This window comes from Sphaerotilus sp., assembly GCF_031429695.1.
Lineage (GTDB): Bacteria > Pseudomonadota > Gammaproteobacteria > Burkholderiales > Burkholderiaceae_C > Sphaerotilus.
The window spans coordinates 17,320-32,412 of record NZ_JANPAB010000026.1 but is presented as its reverse complement, the minus strand read 5'-3'; the positions used below and the strand labels follow the sequence as shown (position 1 = coordinate 32,412).

Genomic DNA, 15,093 nt, shown 5'->3' with positions numbered 1-15,093 from the left:
GAATGCACGCGCCATGAAAACCCAACCCGAACCCGAATACCGCCACGGCAGCCCGGCCCGTGTCGGCGTGCTGCTTGTCAACCTCGGCACGCCCGACGCCCCGACCGCGCCCGCGGTGCGGCGCTATCTGGCGCAGTTCCTCAGCGACCAGCGGGTGGTGGAGATTCCGCCAGCGGTGTGGAAGCCGATCCTGCACGGCATCATCCTGCGCACCCGCCCGGCCAAGTCGGCGGCCAAGTACGCCAGCATCTGGACGCCCGAAGGCTCGCCGCTGGCGGTCTGGACCCGCAAGCAGGCCGAGCTGCTGCAGGCCAACGCCACCGCCCACGGGCTGGCGCTCACCGTGCGCCACGCCATGCGCTACGGCAATCCGTCCATCGCCAGCGAACTGGATGCGCTGAAGGCCGCCGGCTGCGACCGCATCCTGGTCGTGCCGATGTACCCGCAGTATTCCGGCACGACCACCGCCAGCGTGATGGACGACGTGCACCACTGGCAGCTCCGCCAGCGCACGCTGCCCGAACTGCGCTGGGTGCGCCAACACCACGACGACGAGGGCTACATCGAGGCCCTCGCCCGGCGCGTGCAGGACCACTGGGCGCGCGAAGGCCGCGGCGACCACCTGCTGCTGAGCTTCCACGGCGTGCCCGAGCGCACGCTGACGCTGGGCGACCCCTACCACTGCCACTGCTACAAGACGGCGCGCCTGCTAGGCGAGCGGCTCGGCCTGGGCAAGGACGCGCTGTCGCTGAGCTTCCAGAGCCGCTTCGGCAAGGCCAAGTGGCTGGAGCCGTACACCGAACCGACCCTGCAGGTGCTGGCGAAGAAGGGCGTCCGGCATCTGCAGATCTTCTGCCCGGGCTTCCCCGCGGACTGCCTGGAGACGCTGGAGGAGATCGCCATCGAGGGTCGCCAGGTGTTCCTGACCGCGGGCGGCCAGCGCTACGACCACATCCCCTGCCTGAACGACCACCCGGCCTGGATCGACGCGCTGCGCGGTCTGGTCGAGCGCAGCACGGCGGGCTGGGCGGTGCGGGTGGACGCGCAGCCGCGTGCCGCCGAGCTGGAAAGCCAGCGCCAGCGTGCGCTCGCGCTGGGCGCCAAGGCCTGAGGCTACAGCGCCCGCAGCACGGCCCGCACCGGCGAGGCGTCCGCCAGCACCAGCTTCAGCGGCAAGGCGATCAGCTCGTAGTCGCCCGCGGGCACGGCGTCCAGCACCAGGTTCTCCAGCACGCGCAGATCCAGTTGCAAGAGACGCTGGTGGCTGTCCAGCGTCTGGCTGGACGCCGGATCGACGGACGGTGTGTCGATGCCCACCAGGCGCACGCCCTGACCCGCCAGCCAGTCGAGCGTCTCCGGGGCGAAGGCAGCGAAGTCCTCGGTCCAGACGGTGGCCGCCTGCACGCAGGTGCGCACCAGCACACGCGGCGGCAGGCCGTCGGCCGAATGCCGCAGATGTTCCGGCCGGATCAGCGGCCCGCAACCGATGGCATGGACCACGCGACACGGACCGAGGAACGGCGCCAGATCGACTTCGCCGATCGAGGGTGCCCCTTCTGCGTAGTGCAACGGTGCATCGGCGTGGGCACCGGTGTGGGGAGACAGCGTGATCGCGCTGACATTGACCGGGCTGCCAGGGCCGAGCCTGGCCGTCCAGCGCTGGGTGTAGGACTGGTCGCCTGGGTACACCGGTGTGGCCGGACCGATGGCCGGCGAGATGTCCCACAGGCGCCGCGCGGTCACGGCGCGGGCGTGGCCTGTGGTGTGGACACCAGCACGTCGAAGGCGCTGAAGGCCTGCGCCAGATCGCTGAACACACCCTTGTCCATCGGCGACAGTGGCGCCACGGACGCGGTCGTGGAAATTTCGGGGGTATCCAGCGGCAGGCTGAGTTGCGGCGGGGAGCCAAGCGATGCGATGTCACCCATCGACACGAAGACCACGCCAGCGAGCGCGGCCGCCGCATCCAGCCGCGGCGCCTCACCCACCAGCGACGCCTGCCGCACTACGGCCAGCGCCACCAGTTGCCGCTGCTCGCGGCTGGCGCGGGTCCAGCGGTCATCGTCGCTTGTGCTGGCGAAGGTGTGCAAGCGCACCAGTTCGCGGGCGGCGCGTTCGTCGAAGGCCGCGACTTCCACCGGCCGTGCCGTCCGCAACGCCTTGAACGCGGCGTCGCCCGCCGGTCCGGTCTCGATCAGCCAGTCTGCGAGCACCGCCGCCGGGACCAGCAGCGCGGCACGCTGCCGCTGGGCCTCGGCCAGCCAGGCCAGGCGGTGCTCGTCGTGGGCCGGGTCACTGTCCAGGCGCAGCAGCCAGGACAGCGCGTCCGCATCGAGGAGACACCGCAGCATGCATCAACCTTTCTTCCGCAGCTTCATCAGGCGCGGCAAGACCAGCACCATCAGCACCACCACCAGCAGCACCGCCGACATCGGACGCTCCAGGAACACGCCCCACTTGCCTTCGCCGATGGACAGCGCGTTGCGCATCTGCGCTTCGGCGAGCGGGCCGAGGATCATGCCGACGATCACCGGTGCGGTCGGGAAGCTGAAGCGGCGCATCGCCACCCCCAGCAGACCGATGGCGTACATCAGCAGCAAGTCGAACGAGCTTTGGCGCATGCCGTAGACGCCCACCGTCGCGAAGATCAGGATGCCCGCGTAGAGGTAGCTCTTCGGGATCTTCAGCAGCTTGACCCACAGCCCCACCAGCGGCAGGTTCAGGATCAGCAGCATCACGTTGCCGATGTAGAGCGAGGCGATCAGCGCCCAGACCAGCTTGGCGTTGGTGTCGAAGAGCTGCGGCCCAGGCTGGATGCCGTAGTTCTGGAACGCACCGAGCAGGATCGCGGTCGTGTTCGAGGTCGGAATGCCCAGCGTCAGCAGCGGGATCAGCGTCGCGGTGATCGCGGCGTTGTTGGCCGCTTCCGGGCCGGCCACGCCTTCGATCGCGCCAATGGTGCCGAACTCTTCCGGGTGCTTCGACAGCTTCTTCTCGGCGGCGTAGCTGAGGAAGGTCGGGATCTCGCTGCCGCCGGCCGGGATCGTGCCGAAGGGGAAGCCGATCGCCGTCGCCCGCAGCCACGCCGGCCACGAGCGGCGCCACTCCTCGCGGGTCATGTGGACCGAGCTGAGGGCGTTCTGCGTTTCCTGCTCGCCGCCCTGGAACAGCACCGCGTACAGCGCCTCGGCCACCGCGAACAGGCCGACCGCGACCAGCACGACCTCCATGCCGTCCATGAACTCGGGCACGCCGCCGGTGTAACGCGCCTGGCCGGAGATCTGGTCGATGCCGATCAGGCCCATCGCCAGGCCGATGCCGAGTGCGGTCAGGCCACGCAGCGTGCTCTGGCCGAGCACGGCGCTGACGGTGCAGAAGGCCAGCAGCATCAGCATGAAGTATTCCGGCGGGCCGAGGCGGATGGCGTAGGTCGCCACGATCGGCGCGAACAACGTCACCAGCACGGTGGCGATGGTGCCGGCGACGAACGATCCGATCGCCGCCGTGGCCAGCGCCGCACCCGCCCGGCCGTTCTTGGCCATCTTGTTGCCTTCGAGCGCGGTGACCATCGACCCGGCCTCGCCGGGCGTGTTCAGCAGGATCGACGTGGTCGAGCCGCCGTACATCGCGCCGTAGTAGATGCCGGCGAAGAAGATCATCGACGCCGTCGGCTCCACCTTCAGCGTGATCGGCAGCAGCATCGCCACCGCCGTCGCCGGGCCGATGCCGGGCAGCACGCCGACCGCAGTCCCCAGCGTGCAGCCCACCAGCGCCCACAGCAGGTTGATCGGCGTGCCCGCCGTCAGGAAGCCCTGCATGAGCTGGTCCCAGATGTGCATCATGTCCATCACAGCCATCCCGTCGAGGTGAGTCCGGGCAGGCTGATCGCCAGCGCCTTCGTGAACATCCAGTAGACCGGCGCCGCGATGGCCATGCCGATCAGCGTGTCGGTGATCCAGGCGCGCGGGCTCAGGTCCAGCCGCCCTTCCGACGCCTTGAAGCCGCGCACCGCCAGCACGAAGCACAGCGCACAACTGAAGATGAAACCGATCGTCGTGATCAGCAGGGCATTGAGGACGATGCCGGCGGTGACCCAGGCGAAGCCGGGCCAGTCGCCCTGGTCGGCACCGTCGGTCTCCTCCATGTCGCGGAAGCCGCCGCTGCGGGCTTCCCAGACCAGCCAGACGCCGCACAGGCCGAGCAGGCCCGACACCACCCAGGGAAGGAAATTGGGGCCGACACCAGCGTAGCCCGCATCGGAAGAAATGGAGGTTGCCCCCCATGCCAGGCCCAGGGCCAGCACCACCACCCCGGCACCGAGCCAGGTCTGGTGGCGCCGGGCGTCGGCCGGCAGAGCGTCACGCGCAATGTCAGCCATGGCTCAGATCATCCCTGCCTTGACCATCGTGACCCGCAGCGACGCGAACTCGCGCTCGACGAACTCGTCGAAGGCGGGGCCGGCCAGCCAGGCGTCGGTCCAGCCGTTCTTTTCCAGCGCTTCGGCCCAGCCCTTGGACTTGACGGTCTTTTGCAGCAGGTCGGTCAGTGCCTTGCGCTGCGCGGGGGTGATGCCGGGGGCGCCGTAGACGCCGCGCCAGTTGCCGATCTCGACGTTGTAGCCCAGCTCCTTCATCGTCGGCACGGTCGGCGCGATCTTCAGGCGGGTCGGCGAGGTGGCGCAGATCGGCCGCATCTTGCCGGAATCGATGTATTGCTGGAACTCGCTGTAGCTGCTGCCACCGACCGAGACGTTGCCGCCCAGGATGGCCGCGATCGCCTCGCCGCCGCCACGGAAGGGGACGTAGTTGATCTTGGTCGCATCGACACCGATCTCGCGGGCGAGCATGGCGGCGGCAATGTGTTCGGTCGATCCGCGCGAACCGCCGCCCCACTTGACGCTGCCGGGGTCTTTCTTCACCGCCTCGACCACGTCCTTCAGGGTCTTGAACGGCGAATCGACCGGCACGACGAAGACGTTGTATTCGCTGGTCAGGCGAGCCACCGGGGTCGCGGCGCTCAGCGACACTGGCGGCTTGCCAGTGATGATGCCGCCGATCATGACGGCGCCCATCACCATCAGCGTGTTCGGATCGCCCTTGCTGCCGTTGACGAACTGCGCCAGGCCGATGGCGCCAGCGGCACCGCCCTTGTTCTCGTACTGCACGGTGCTGAGCGCACCGGCGTCCTGCATCGCCTTGCCCAGTGCGCGACCAGTGCCGTCCCAGCCACCGCCCGGGTTGGCGGGGATCATCATCTTGAGGTTGATGTCAGCGGCTTGCGCGGGCAGCACGCCGGCGGCGGCCATGGCCGCCAGGGACTTGAGGAAGGTGTCGCGACGCATGGGGGAACTCCTGGATGGATGGTGGTGAGATGGACACGGGGGATGTTGGCTGCACTGTCTGTCAAACGGCTGTCCGCCGACCTAGGGGAAATGCGGAGTTCCGCTCGAACAATGTCCGGTAGCCGACGCGCTAGGCTTGCACCATGAAACTGCTGCTGATCGAAGACAACGCCACGATGCAGACCACGCTGCGCCGGGCCTTCGAGCGGCGCGGCATCCAGGTCGTCGGCTGCGACGACGGGGCCCGCGCACTCGACCGCTGGGAGGCGAGCCAGCCCGATGTCGTGCTGCTCGACCTGAGCCTGCCCGGACTGGACGGCCTCGAAGTGCTCAGCCGCGCCCGCAGCGCCGGCTGGACCACCCCCGTGATGATCCTCACCGCCCGCGGCACCGTGGGCGACCGCATCCTCGGATTGAACACGGGCGCGGACGACTACCTCGCCAAGCCCTTCGATCTGGACGAACTGGAGGCACGGGTGCGGGCGCTCGTGCGCCGATCCGGTGTGCTGCCCGGCGGGCCGAGCCGCCAGCCGGACGCCTTCTGCGGCCTGCATGTCGATGCCGACAGCGGCGCCGTTTACCTGCACAACGCGCCGATGGAGTTGACCGCACGCGAACTCGCGCTGATGCGCGCCCTGCTCGCCCGGCCCGGCCACGCGGTGGCGCGCGAGCGGCTGTTCGAGCTGGTCTTCCCTGGCGAAGTGGATGTGCAGGCCGAAGCGATCGAGGTGGTCGTCTACCGCCTGCGCAAGAAACTCGCCCAGACCGGCGCGCAACTCGTCACGCTGCGCGGTCTGGGCTATCTGCTCAAGGCCGTGTCCTGACCTCCATGCCAGAACCTCTGTCGCTCCTGGAACGCTGGCACCGGTTGCACGAACACCTGTCGCTGCGCGCCTACCTGCTGCTGGGCATCCTCGGGCCGGTCGTGCTGCTGGTGCTGCTCAACACGGTCAGCGTCTACCGCGAGGCGCTGGAATCGGCCGACACTGCCTACGACCGCACGCTGCTGGCCTCGGCCAAGTCGATCGGCGAGCACCTGGACATCGCCCGTGACACCAGCAGCGGCAGCGGTACCGGCACCCTCGTCACCGCCACGGTGCCCTACTCCGCGCTCGAAGCCTTCGAGGCCGACAACCGCAGCCGGATGTACTTCCGCGTCAGCGACATGCAGGGCCGGATGATCTCGGGGTTCGAGGACTTGCCGGTCTGGCACGGCCAGCTGCCCGCGCGCAGTGTCTATGCGGCGCTGGTCGATTTCTACGACGCCGAGTTCCGCGGCCAGCCGGTGCGCGTGGCGGTGCTGCTGCAGCCGGTGGCCGGGCGCGAGGGCGTCGGCATGGCCACGATCCAGGTCGCCGAGACCTTGGAGCTGCGCCACACGCTGGCCCGCGCGCTGCTGCTGGGCACGTTGTGGCGCCAGGCGGCGCTGATCGCGGTGATCGCGGGGGTAGTGGTCTGGGTGGTGCAGCGGGCGACACGGCCGGTGCGCCAGCTCAGCGCCCAGCTGCAACAGCGCGGCGACGGCGACCTGACTCCCCTGCTGGCTGACGAGGCGCCGCGCGAACTGCAGCCACTGATCGACGCCAACAACGCCATGATGGCGCGGCTGGCCCAACTGCTCGACCACCAGAAACGCTTCGTGCGCGACGCCTCGCACCAGTTGCGCACACCGCTGGCCGTGCTGAAAACACAGGTTCAGTCCGCCCGCCGAGGCGACATCGACGCCCGGCAGGCGCTGGCCGAGATCGAGCACACCGTGGACGGTGCCACAGAGCTGGCCAACCAGATGCTCGCACTGGCCAAGGTCGAACAACTGCGCCACCAGGGGCAGGCGCCGGTGCTGGACTGGGACCACCTGGTGCGCGATGTGGCGCTCGATCTTTCCGCGCTGATCGCCGACCACGGGCTGGAATTCTCGATCGAGACCGAGACAGCGCCCGTGCGCGCCCACGCCTGGGCGCTGCGCGAGCTGGTGCGCAACCTGCTGCACAACGCCATCAAGAACACCCCTGAAGGATCCGCACTGGCCGTGCGGTTGCGCAGCGACGCGCGCCACGCCGCGCTGACCATCACCGACAGTGGCCCCGGCATCTCGGCCGCCCAGCGCGAGCACCTGTTCCGCCCCTTCGCGGCCGGTCGCAGCGGCGACAATCTCCGCTCCGGCGCCGGTCTGGGGCTGGCGATCTGCCAGGAGATCGTGCAGTCGCTCGGCGGCGCGCTGGTGCTGGACAATCGACTCGCCCCCGACGGACACATCACCGGGCTGGACGCCACGGTGCGACTTCCCCTGGCCAATCCACCACTTCCCGACCCTGACGCCAGCCGATGAGCAGCAAGTCCCGCCCTCCTGCCCCGCCCGCGCCGACACCCGGACAGCGCCTCGACAAGTGGCTCTGGGCCGCGCGGTTCTTCAAGACCCGCACCCTCGCCGGTGACGAGATCGAGCGTGGCCGGGTGCTGGTCAATGCGCAGCACGCCAAGCCTTCGCGGGAAGTCCGCCCCGGTGATCGGCTGAGCTTGCGGCAGGGCAACAGCCCGGTGCCGCGCGAGGTGCAGGTACTGGGCCTGTCGGAGGCGCGCGGCCCGGCGCCGCAAGCGCAACTGCTGTATGCCGAAACACCGGAAAGCCTCGCCGCCCAGGCCGATTGGCAGGTGCGCCGGCCCTATGCGGTCGATCCCGCTGTGGCGATGGACCAAGGCCGTCCGACCAAGGCCGACCGCCGCCAGCTCGTCGAGTGGCAACGCTGGAGTGCCTCGCTCGACGAGGACACCTGAGCGTGCCGGAAACACGCTCGGCGTGGCTCAGGAACCCGACTTGCGCAGCTTGATCTTGCGCGCTGCCATCTGCAGCCCGTCCAGCGACAGGGTACCTTCGACCTCGATTTCGCGCGATGTACCCACCAGCGCGACCAGCCCGGCGACCGTCAGTGCATCACCGAAGTAGGTCTGGTCGGTCCAGGTGACCGTCAGCACCGGGTCGCCAGGCTGGCGGCGCAACGTGAGCTTGCGCGTCGCGGCATCCACACTGAGCACAACCCCATGACGCTCCAGCCGGCTCTTCGTGCCCGCAGGTTCCTGTTCACAGGTGATTGAACCGGCGGTCAGGCCCTGCGCGGTGGCACTGCCCTTGACCTCGACAAACAGCCCGTCCGCCAGCGTGGTGGCGCGGCAGCCGGTGAGATCGATGCGCGTCGAGGCCGCCACCGACACCGTGGTGTCGCGCAGGCGGAAGGTGCGTGCGGTGGCCGACCAGTCATCCAGCGTGCCACGCAACTCGGCGCTGACGGTGGCCGACGTGAGGCGCTCGATGCGAGTCGCCAGCCATCGGCCGCCGCTGTTCAGCGTGGCCGTGACCTGTACATAGCTGCCGTCGGTGACCGCCTGCCCGGCCGGCACGGTCTGGGTGTCGGCGTTGACCAGCAGCGCCACGCCGTCCAGATCGAAGGAGACGCCGGTCGAACCACCGACCAGACCTGCTCGGCGCAAGGTGCTGCCCGCGCTGCCTGCGCCACTGCTGGCATCACCGACCGCCATCACCTGCACCTTGCTGGCGCCCAGGCCCAGCGTGGCCGGATCGAAGGCCGACTCGGCCGCGAACACGGTCACCGCGCGGCCCTCCACCAGACCGATGCCCGGGGGCAGCAGCGCGGCTTCCGAGGGCAGTTGCACCGTCAGAGCGCCCAGCCGGAAACTGCGCGCCCCGCCACTGCCGACGGGCGAGAGCGCCGCCACCGTGCCGCTGACCCGCACGCCAGACAGCGTGCTGCGCGGCGCGATGCGCGTGGCAACGAGGCGCACGTCACCGGTCCCGGCCCCGGTCCGCTGTGTCAGCGCGTGCACCTCGACTGCATCGCCCAGCCGCACGTCCGCCAGGCTGTTCAGCGGCGTCTCGAACACGGTGACCGGACCACGCGCCGGGTCGCTGTTGACCGTGACCGTCTGGCCCAGCACGCCCAGCGTATCCGCGGTGCGCTCGTTCACGCGGCCCACCACGCCCGGCAGCAACTCCACGCGCTGCAGCACCTGCGCGCCGGTCGCGTCGACGCCGAACTCCAGCGACACCCGGTGGCCCAGGCGCACATCACCGACGTCGGACTCGGTGCCGTTGCGGCTGATCTCGATCTGCGCCGCGCTGTCGTCATGCCGCGTGCCATCGACGATCACGCTGCCCAGGCCTGACACCGTGCCGACGCTGAGGCCCACCAGCACTGGACTGCCCGTGCCGTTGGTGCCCACGCTGCCGCCACCGCAGGCCACCAGCGCAGCCAGCACCAGCCCCACCACCGTCGCCGCCAGACCGGCCCGTCGCATCGCCGTGCGCATCATTCAGTTCTCCCCGAAGTGTTCGACGCATTCGACGTTGTCGATTTGCTCACTTCAAGATGGTAATAAATCCCGAAGCGCACACGGGTGTTGCGGTCCTCGGAAGGAGCGGATGTCGGCTGCTGACCACGCCCGGCATCCAGCGCGAGGCGCGCACGCGCCTCGCGCACCATGCCCTCCAGCGCCACGCCCCAGAGCGCGCGCGCAACCTCGCCCAGTTGTGCCGCCGATTCCGCACTCAGGCCGTCGGCGTAGACACTCTGCTCCAGCTGCCGCTGCGCAGGGGTATCGGCACGCAAGTTGTGTACGGCCGCCGCGATGTGGTCGGCCACGTTCACGGCCATCGTGCGCACGGCCGCCGGGTCGTGTACCGGTGGCACAAAGCGGTCAGACAGCAAGCGCACCTGCTCGGGCTGCACTTCGACCAGCTCCAGCCGCTCCAGCTCTTCAAGCAGGGTGCGGGGATGCACGTCACGCGAGGCCTCGCGGGCCAGCGCCTCGAAGCTCGGCGCCGGCCCGTGGCGCGGCAGTTGGCGGCGGACCTCGCCAGCCAGCATGCGGTAATCGGGGTCCGTGATCCACTGGGTGAACAGCGTGGCAGCCGGCGTCGGCGCCAGGCGCGGCGCACTCGGCAACACGCCAGTGGGCTCGTGGTGGGCCTCCATGTAGGCGCGCACTTCCTTGCGGTGGACGCCGGTCAGCACGCTGAGCGCGGAATCGGTCACCCGGCGACCGCGCCGACCCAGGTCGTCATGGGCTTCGGACAGGTAGACACCACGCAAGGTGCGGACCAGCGCATTCAGCGGTATTCCCTGTACCAGCAGCCAGCGCACCAGGGGCGCCAGCATCACGGCAACATCGTCGAGTGCCTGCTCGGCAGGGGTGGGCGAGATCGGATCGGTCATCTTCGGAAAATACAGCCGCCCACCAGAGGGGGCGGTCAAGCCGCAAGTGTGACAGTTCTCACACCGTAACCTTGTGGCGAATCGTCAACTTCTGTCACACGCCCCCTTGAAGTCTGGAGGGACATCCTCATTTCGCAATCCAGTTGTTGCAATAACAGGCCAGGAAACGCCCCATGTCCGACACCCTGAACTCCGCGCCCTACCAAGACACCGAGCCCGCGTCGCTGAACACAGCCACTGCCGAACCAGTTGAAGCCGCGGCCAGCGAAGCCGCCGCCCGCATCGCCGAACTCGAAGCCAGGAACGTCGAACTCGCCGACGCTTACCTGCGCGCCAAGGCCGAGGCCGACAACACCCGCCGCCGCGCTGACGAAGAAATCGCCAAGTCGCGCAGGTTCGCGGTCGAGGGTTTCGCCGAGAGCCTGCTGCCGGTGAAGGACAGCCTCGAAGCCGCGCTGGCCACCCACGCCAGCGGCCAGGGCTCGCCGGAGCAGGTGCTCGAAGGCGTGAACATCACGCTGCGCCAGCTCGTGCAGGCGCTGGAGCGCAACAAGGTCGTCGAGATCAGCCCGCCGGTCGGCACCAAGTTCGACCCGCACCAGCACCAGGCCATCAGCGTGGTCCCCGCCGACCAGGACGCCAACACCGTCGTGATGGTGCTGCAGAAGGGCTACCTCATCGCCGAGCGGGTGCTGCGCCCAGCGCTGGTCACCGTGGCGGCGCCGAAGTAAGACGATCCCAGCACGTTCGGGCCTTGAAACCGGCCCGATCAGCCACAAATCACAGACAACCAAGCAATTTCCGGAGCATCCGCATCATGGGCAGAATCATCGGCATCGACCTCGGCACCACCAACTCGTGCGTGGCCATCATGGAAGGCAACACCACGAAGGTGATCGAGAACAGTGAAGGCGCGCGCACGACGCCGTCCATCATTGCGTACCAGGAAGACGGCGAGATCCTCGTCGGCGCCTCGGCCAAGCGCCAGGCGGTGACCAACCCGCGCAACACGCTGTACGCGGTCAAGCGCCTGATCGGTCGCAAGTTCACCGAGAAGGAAGTGCAGAAGGACATCGACCTGATGCCCTACACCATCGCGCCCGCCGACAACGGTGACGCCTGGGTGGAAGTGCGCGGCAAGCGCATGGCCCCGCCGCAGGTCTCGGCCGAAGTGCTGCGCAAGATGAAGAAGACCGCCGAGGACTACCTGGGCGAAGAAGTGACCGAGGCCGTGATCACGGTGCCGGCCTACTTCAACGACGCCCAGCGCCAGGCCACCAAGGACGCCGGCCGCATCGCCGGTCTGGATGTCAAGCGCATCATCAACGAGCCAACCGCCGCGGCCCTGGCCTTCGGTCTGGACAAGCACGGCAAGGGCGACCGCAAGATCGCGGTGTACGACCTGGGTGGCGGCACGTTCGACGTGTCCATCATCGAGATCGCCGACGTCGATGGCGAAATGCAGTTCGAGGTGCTGTCCACCAACGGCGACACCTTCCTGGGCGGCGAGGACTTCGACCAGCGCATCATCGATTTCATCGTCACCGAGTTCAAGAAGGAACAGGGCGTCGATCTGACCAAGGACGTGCTGGCCCTGCAGCGCCTGAAGGAAGCCGCCGAGAAGGCCAAGATCGAGCTGTCGAACTCGTCGCAGACCGACGTGAACTTGCCGTACATCACGGCCGACGCCTCGGGCCCGAAGCACCTGAACATCAAGCTGACCCGCGCCAAGCTGGAGTCGCTGGTGGAAGAGCTGATCGAGCGCACGATCGCCCCCTGCCGCACCGCGATGAAGGATGCCGGCGTGGCCGTCAGCGCCATCGATGACGTGATCCTGGTCGGCGGCATGACCCGCATGCCCAAGGTGCAGGACAAGGTCAAGGAGTTCTTCGGCAAGGAGCCGCGCAAGGACGTGAACCCGGATGAAGCCGTGGCTGTCGGCGCCGCGATCCAGGGCCAGGTGCTGGGCGGCGACCGCAAGGACGTGCTGCTGCTGGACGTGACGCCGCTGAGCCTGGGCATCGAGACCCTGGGCGGCGTGATGACCAAGATGATCACCAAGAACACGACCATCCCGACCAAGTTCGCGCAGACCTTCTCGACCGCGGACGACAACCAGCCGGCCGTGACGATCAAGGTGTTCCAGGGCGAGCGCGAAGTGGCGGTCGGCAACAAGCTGCTGGGCGAGTTCAACCTCGAAGGCATCCCGCCGGCCCAGCGTGGCACGCCGCAGATCGAGGTCAGCTTCGACATCGACGCCAACGGCATCCTGCACGTCGGTGCCAAGGACAAGGCCACCGGCAAGGAAAACAAGATCACCATCAAGGCCAACTCGGGCATCTCGGAAGAAGAGATCCAGAAGATGGTGCACGATGCCGAGGTGAACGCCGCCGAGGACAAGAAGAAGGTCGAGATCGTCCAGTCGAAGAACCAGGGCGACGCGATGGTCCACTCGGTGCGCAAGTCGCTGACGGACTACGGCGACAAGCTCGATGCGGGCGAGAAGGACAAGATCGAAGCTGCGATCAAGGCTGTCGAGGAAGCCATCAAGGGCGACGACAAGGAAGCCATCGAAGCCAAGACCAACGAGCTGATGGCCGCCAGCCAGAAGCTCGGCGAGAAGATGTACGCCGACATGCAGGCCCAGCCGGGCGCAGCGGGTGCAGCAGGCGCCGGTGCGGCCGGTAGCGGCGAAGCACCGAAGTCGGATCCGAGCAACCCGGACGTTGTCGACGCCGAGTTCAAGGAAGTGAAGAAGTGATCGGCTGATCCACCGTCACGGTGGTCCCCCGCCGCGTTCGAGACTGGTGCTGCCTGCAGCACTTTTTGCTCGGCGCGGCGTTCCTGTTTCAAAAGCCCGCCTCTGAATCCTCTGAACATTCGGAACGGGCTTGCTGCTGTCGGAACCGTCCATGGCAAAGCGTGACTATTACGAGACCCTCGGCGTCGCCAAGAACGCGAGCGAGGACGAGATCAAGAAGGCCTACCGCAAGATGGCCATGAAGCACCACCCGGACCGCAACCAGGGTGACGGCGCCAAGGCGTCCGAGGAGAAATTCAAGGAGGTCAAGGAGGCCTACGAGATGCTCTCCGACGCCCAGAAGCGCCAGGCGTACGACCAGTTCGGTCACGCGGGTGTCGATCCGAATGCCGGCGGCTTCCGCGGCGGTCCGGAGGGCTTCGGCGGCAATGGCGGTTTCGCCGAGGCCTTCGGCGACATCTTCGGCGACATCTTCAGCCAGGGCGGCGGTGGCGGTGGCCAGCGGCGCAGCGGCCAGCAGGTCTACCGCGGCGCGGACCTGTCGTACGCGATGGAGATCACGCTCGAAGAGGCGGCACTCGGCAAGGAAGCCCAGATCCGCATCCCCACCTGGGAAGAGTGCGACACCTGCCACGGCAGCGGTGCCAAGCCCGGCACCAGCGCCAAGACCTGCACGACCTGCCACGGCGCGGGCACGGTGCATCTGCGCCAGGGCTTCTTCAGCATCCAGCAGACCTGCCCGCACTGCCACGGCACCGGCAAGATCATTCCCGAGCCCTGCACCACCTGCAACGGCCAGGGCAAGGTCAAGAAGCAGAAGACGCTGGAGGTGAAGATCCCCGCCGGCATCAACGAAGGCCAGCGCATCGCCCTGCGCGGCCATGGCGAACCCGGCACGCAGGGTGGTCCTGCCGGTGACCTGTACGTCGAGATCCGCATCAAGGCGCACGACATCTTCGAGCGCGACGGCGACGACCTGCATTGCACCGTGCCGATCAGCGTCATCACCGCCGCGCTCGGCGGTTCGGTGTCGGTCCCGACGCTGGGGGGCGAGGCCGAGATCGAACTGCCCGAAGGCACCCAGCACGGCAAGACCTTCCGCCTGCGCGGCAAGGGCGTGAAGGGCATCCGCTCGAACTACCCCGGCGACCTGTACTGCCACATCCAGATCGAGATCCCGATCAAGCTCAGCGAGCACCAGCGCAAGCTGCTCAAGGAGCTGGACGAGTCGCTCAAGAAGGGCGGCGACAAGCACTCGCCGACCGCCAAGAGCTGGACCGACCGGATGAAGGACTTGTTCAAGTAAGCTGCCCCCATGTCCGATCGATTCCTGAACACCGACAAGGTCGATGACCTGCTCGACACGCTCTTCCTGCACGAGGACGTGCGTGTCGATCTCGTCTCCCGACTGCGGGGGCTGGTGCTGGCGGCCGATCCCGCCATCTGCGAAGAGGTGAAGTACGGCGGGATCCTGTTCTCCGCCGGCTCGCCCTTCTGCGGCATCTTCTCGCATCCGCGGCACGTGATGCTGGAGTTCAGCCGCGGGGCAGAACTCTCGGATCCGGGCCACCTGCTGGAAGGCGACGGCAAGAAGCGCCGCCACCTCAAGCTGACGGTGCCGACCGACCTCAAGCGCAAGAAGGTGCGGGAATTCGTGCTCCAGGCACTGGCCGCCACGGTCACCGTGCCACGCCAGCGCATGGCGAAAAAGCCACGCCCCTGAGCACCGCCAGCGCGCACGCATCAACGCGCTGGGGTACCGT

Annotated in this window: 15 protein-coding genes; 8 read left to right on the top strand and 7 right to left on the bottom strand. The window is 68.1% G+C overall.

All coding sequences use genetic code 11. The features are described from left to right. Nucleotides 1-13: 13 nt before the first annotated feature. On the top strand, nt 14-1,111 hold the full coding sequence (hemH, locus tag RMP06_RS05420; protein WP_310460751.1) for a ferrochelatase: 1,098 nt from the start codon (nt 14-16) through the stop codon (nt 1,109-1,111). A 2-nt stretch (nt 1,112-1,113) separates the two neighbouring features. Here hemH and kynB read toward each other — a convergent pair whose 3' ends face one another. Genes kynB through RMP06_RS05395 form a run of 5 tightly spaced genes read right to left on the bottom strand, consistent with a single transcriptional unit; the run spans nt 1,114 to nt 5,341 of the window. Further along, nucleotides 1,114-1,743 (bottom strand): arylformamidase, encoded by a 630-nt coding sequence (kynB, locus tag RMP06_RS05415; protein ID WP_310460750.1) that lies wholly within the window; start codon nt 1,741-1,743, stop codon nt 1,114-1,116. After that, nucleotides 1,740-2,351 (bottom strand): hypothetical protein, encoded by a 612-nt coding sequence (locus RMP06_RS05410; RefSeq protein ID WP_310460749.1) that lies wholly within the window; start codon nt 2,349-2,351, stop codon nt 1,740-1,742. Before RMP06_RS05410 ends, kynB begins: the two co-directional genes overlap by 4 nt. 3 nt (nt 2,352-2,354) lie before the next feature. Further along, on the bottom strand, nt 2,355-3,839 hold the full coding sequence (locus tag RMP06_RS05405; RefSeq protein WP_310460758.1) for a tripartite tricarboxylate transporter permease: 1,485 nt from the start codon (nt 3,837-3,839) through the stop codon (nt 2,355-2,357). Nucleotides 3,840-3,847: 8 nt separating this feature from the next. Continuing rightward, nucleotides 3,848-4,378, bottom strand: coding sequence for a tripartite tricarboxylate transporter TctB family protein (locus RMP06_RS05400; protein ID WP_310460748.1), 531 nt, complete (start codon nt 4,376-4,378; stop codon nt 3,848-3,850). A gap of 3 nt (nt 4,379-4,381) precedes the next feature. Further along, complete coding sequence (locus tag RMP06_RS05395; protein WP_310460747.1) at nt 4,382-5,341, bottom strand: Bug family tripartite tricarboxylate transporter substrate binding protein; 960 nt, start codon at nt 5,339-5,341, stop codon at nt 4,382-4,384. A gap of 143 nt (nt 5,342-5,484) precedes the next feature. On the opposite strand from RMP06_RS05395, the gene RMP06_RS05390 reads away from it, so the two are divergent. The 3 genes from RMP06_RS05390 to RMP06_RS05380 are packed head-to-tail and all read left to right on the top strand — an operon-like array spanning nt 5,485 to nt 8,116. Next, nucleotides 5,485-6,165: a response regulator transcription factor gene (locus RMP06_RS05390; protein ID WP_310460746.1), complete on the top strand. Its 681-nt coding sequence runs from the start codon at nt 5,485-5,487 to the stop codon at nt 6,163-6,165. 5 nt (nt 6,166-6,170) lie between these two features. Then, nucleotides 6,171-7,670 carry a sensor histidine kinase gene (locus tag RMP06_RS05385; RefSeq protein ID WP_310460745.1) on the top strand — a complete coding sequence of 500 codons (1,500 nt, stop codon included), beginning with the start codon at nt 6,171-6,173 and terminating at the stop codon, nt 7,668-7,670. Continuing rightward, nucleotides 7,667-8,116 (top strand): RNA-binding S4 domain-containing protein, encoded by a 450-nt coding sequence (locus RMP06_RS05380; RefSeq protein ID WP_310460744.1) that lies wholly within the window; start codon nt 7,667-7,669, stop codon nt 8,114-8,116. Before RMP06_RS05385 ends, RMP06_RS05380 begins: the two co-directional genes overlap by 4 nt. A 27-nt stretch (nt 8,117-8,143) precedes the next feature. Here the strand turns inward: RMP06_RS05380 and RMP06_RS05375 are convergent, their stop codons facing one another. Further along, nucleotides 8,144-9,664 (bottom strand): DUF5666 domain-containing protein, encoded by a 1,521-nt coding sequence (locus RMP06_RS05375; RefSeq protein ID WP_310460743.1) that lies wholly within the window; start codon nt 9,662-9,664, stop codon nt 8,144-8,146. Further along, a complete protein-coding gene (locus tag RMP06_RS05370; protein WP_310460742.1) occupies nt 9,664-10,608 on the bottom strand; it encodes a DUF6502 family protein in 945 nt (314 codons plus the stop codon). Before RMP06_RS05370 ends, RMP06_RS05375 begins: the two co-directional genes overlap by 1 nt. Before the next feature lie 134 nt (nt 10,609-10,742). Between RMP06_RS05370 and grpE the strand changes: the two genes are divergently transcribed. The 4 genes from grpE (at nt 10,743) to RMP06_RS05350 (ending at nt 15,053) form a co-directional block, all read left to right on the top strand. Beyond that, the gene (gene grpE, locus RMP06_RS05365) at nt 10,743-11,300 is read left to right on the top strand and encodes a nucleotide exchange factor GrpE (RefSeq protein WP_310460741.1); all 558 of its coding nucleotides are present in this window, start codon (nt 10,743-10,745) and stop codon (nt 11,298-11,300) included. 86 nt (nt 11,301-11,386) lie between these two features. Beyond that, the gene (gene dnaK / locus RMP06_RS05360) at nt 11,387-13,330 is read left to right on the top strand and encodes a molecular chaperone DnaK (RefSeq protein WP_310460740.1); all 1,944 of its coding nucleotides are present in this window, start codon (nt 11,387-11,389) and stop codon (nt 13,328-13,330) included. A 151-nt stretch (nt 13,331-13,481) separates the two neighbouring features. Beyond that, the gene (dnaJ, locus tag RMP06_RS05355) at nt 13,482-14,636 is read left to right on the top strand and encodes a molecular chaperone DnaJ (protein ID WP_310460739.1); all 1,155 of its coding nucleotides are present in this window, start codon (nt 13,482-13,484) and stop codon (nt 14,634-14,636) included. Between the two features lie 9 nt (nt 14,637-14,645). Beyond that, nucleotides 14,646-15,053: a DUF1801 domain-containing protein gene (locus RMP06_RS05350; protein WP_310460738.1), complete on the top strand. Its 408-nt coding sequence runs from the start codon at nt 14,646-14,648 to the stop codon at nt 15,051-15,053. Nucleotides 15,054-15,093 lie beyond the last annotated feature (40 nt).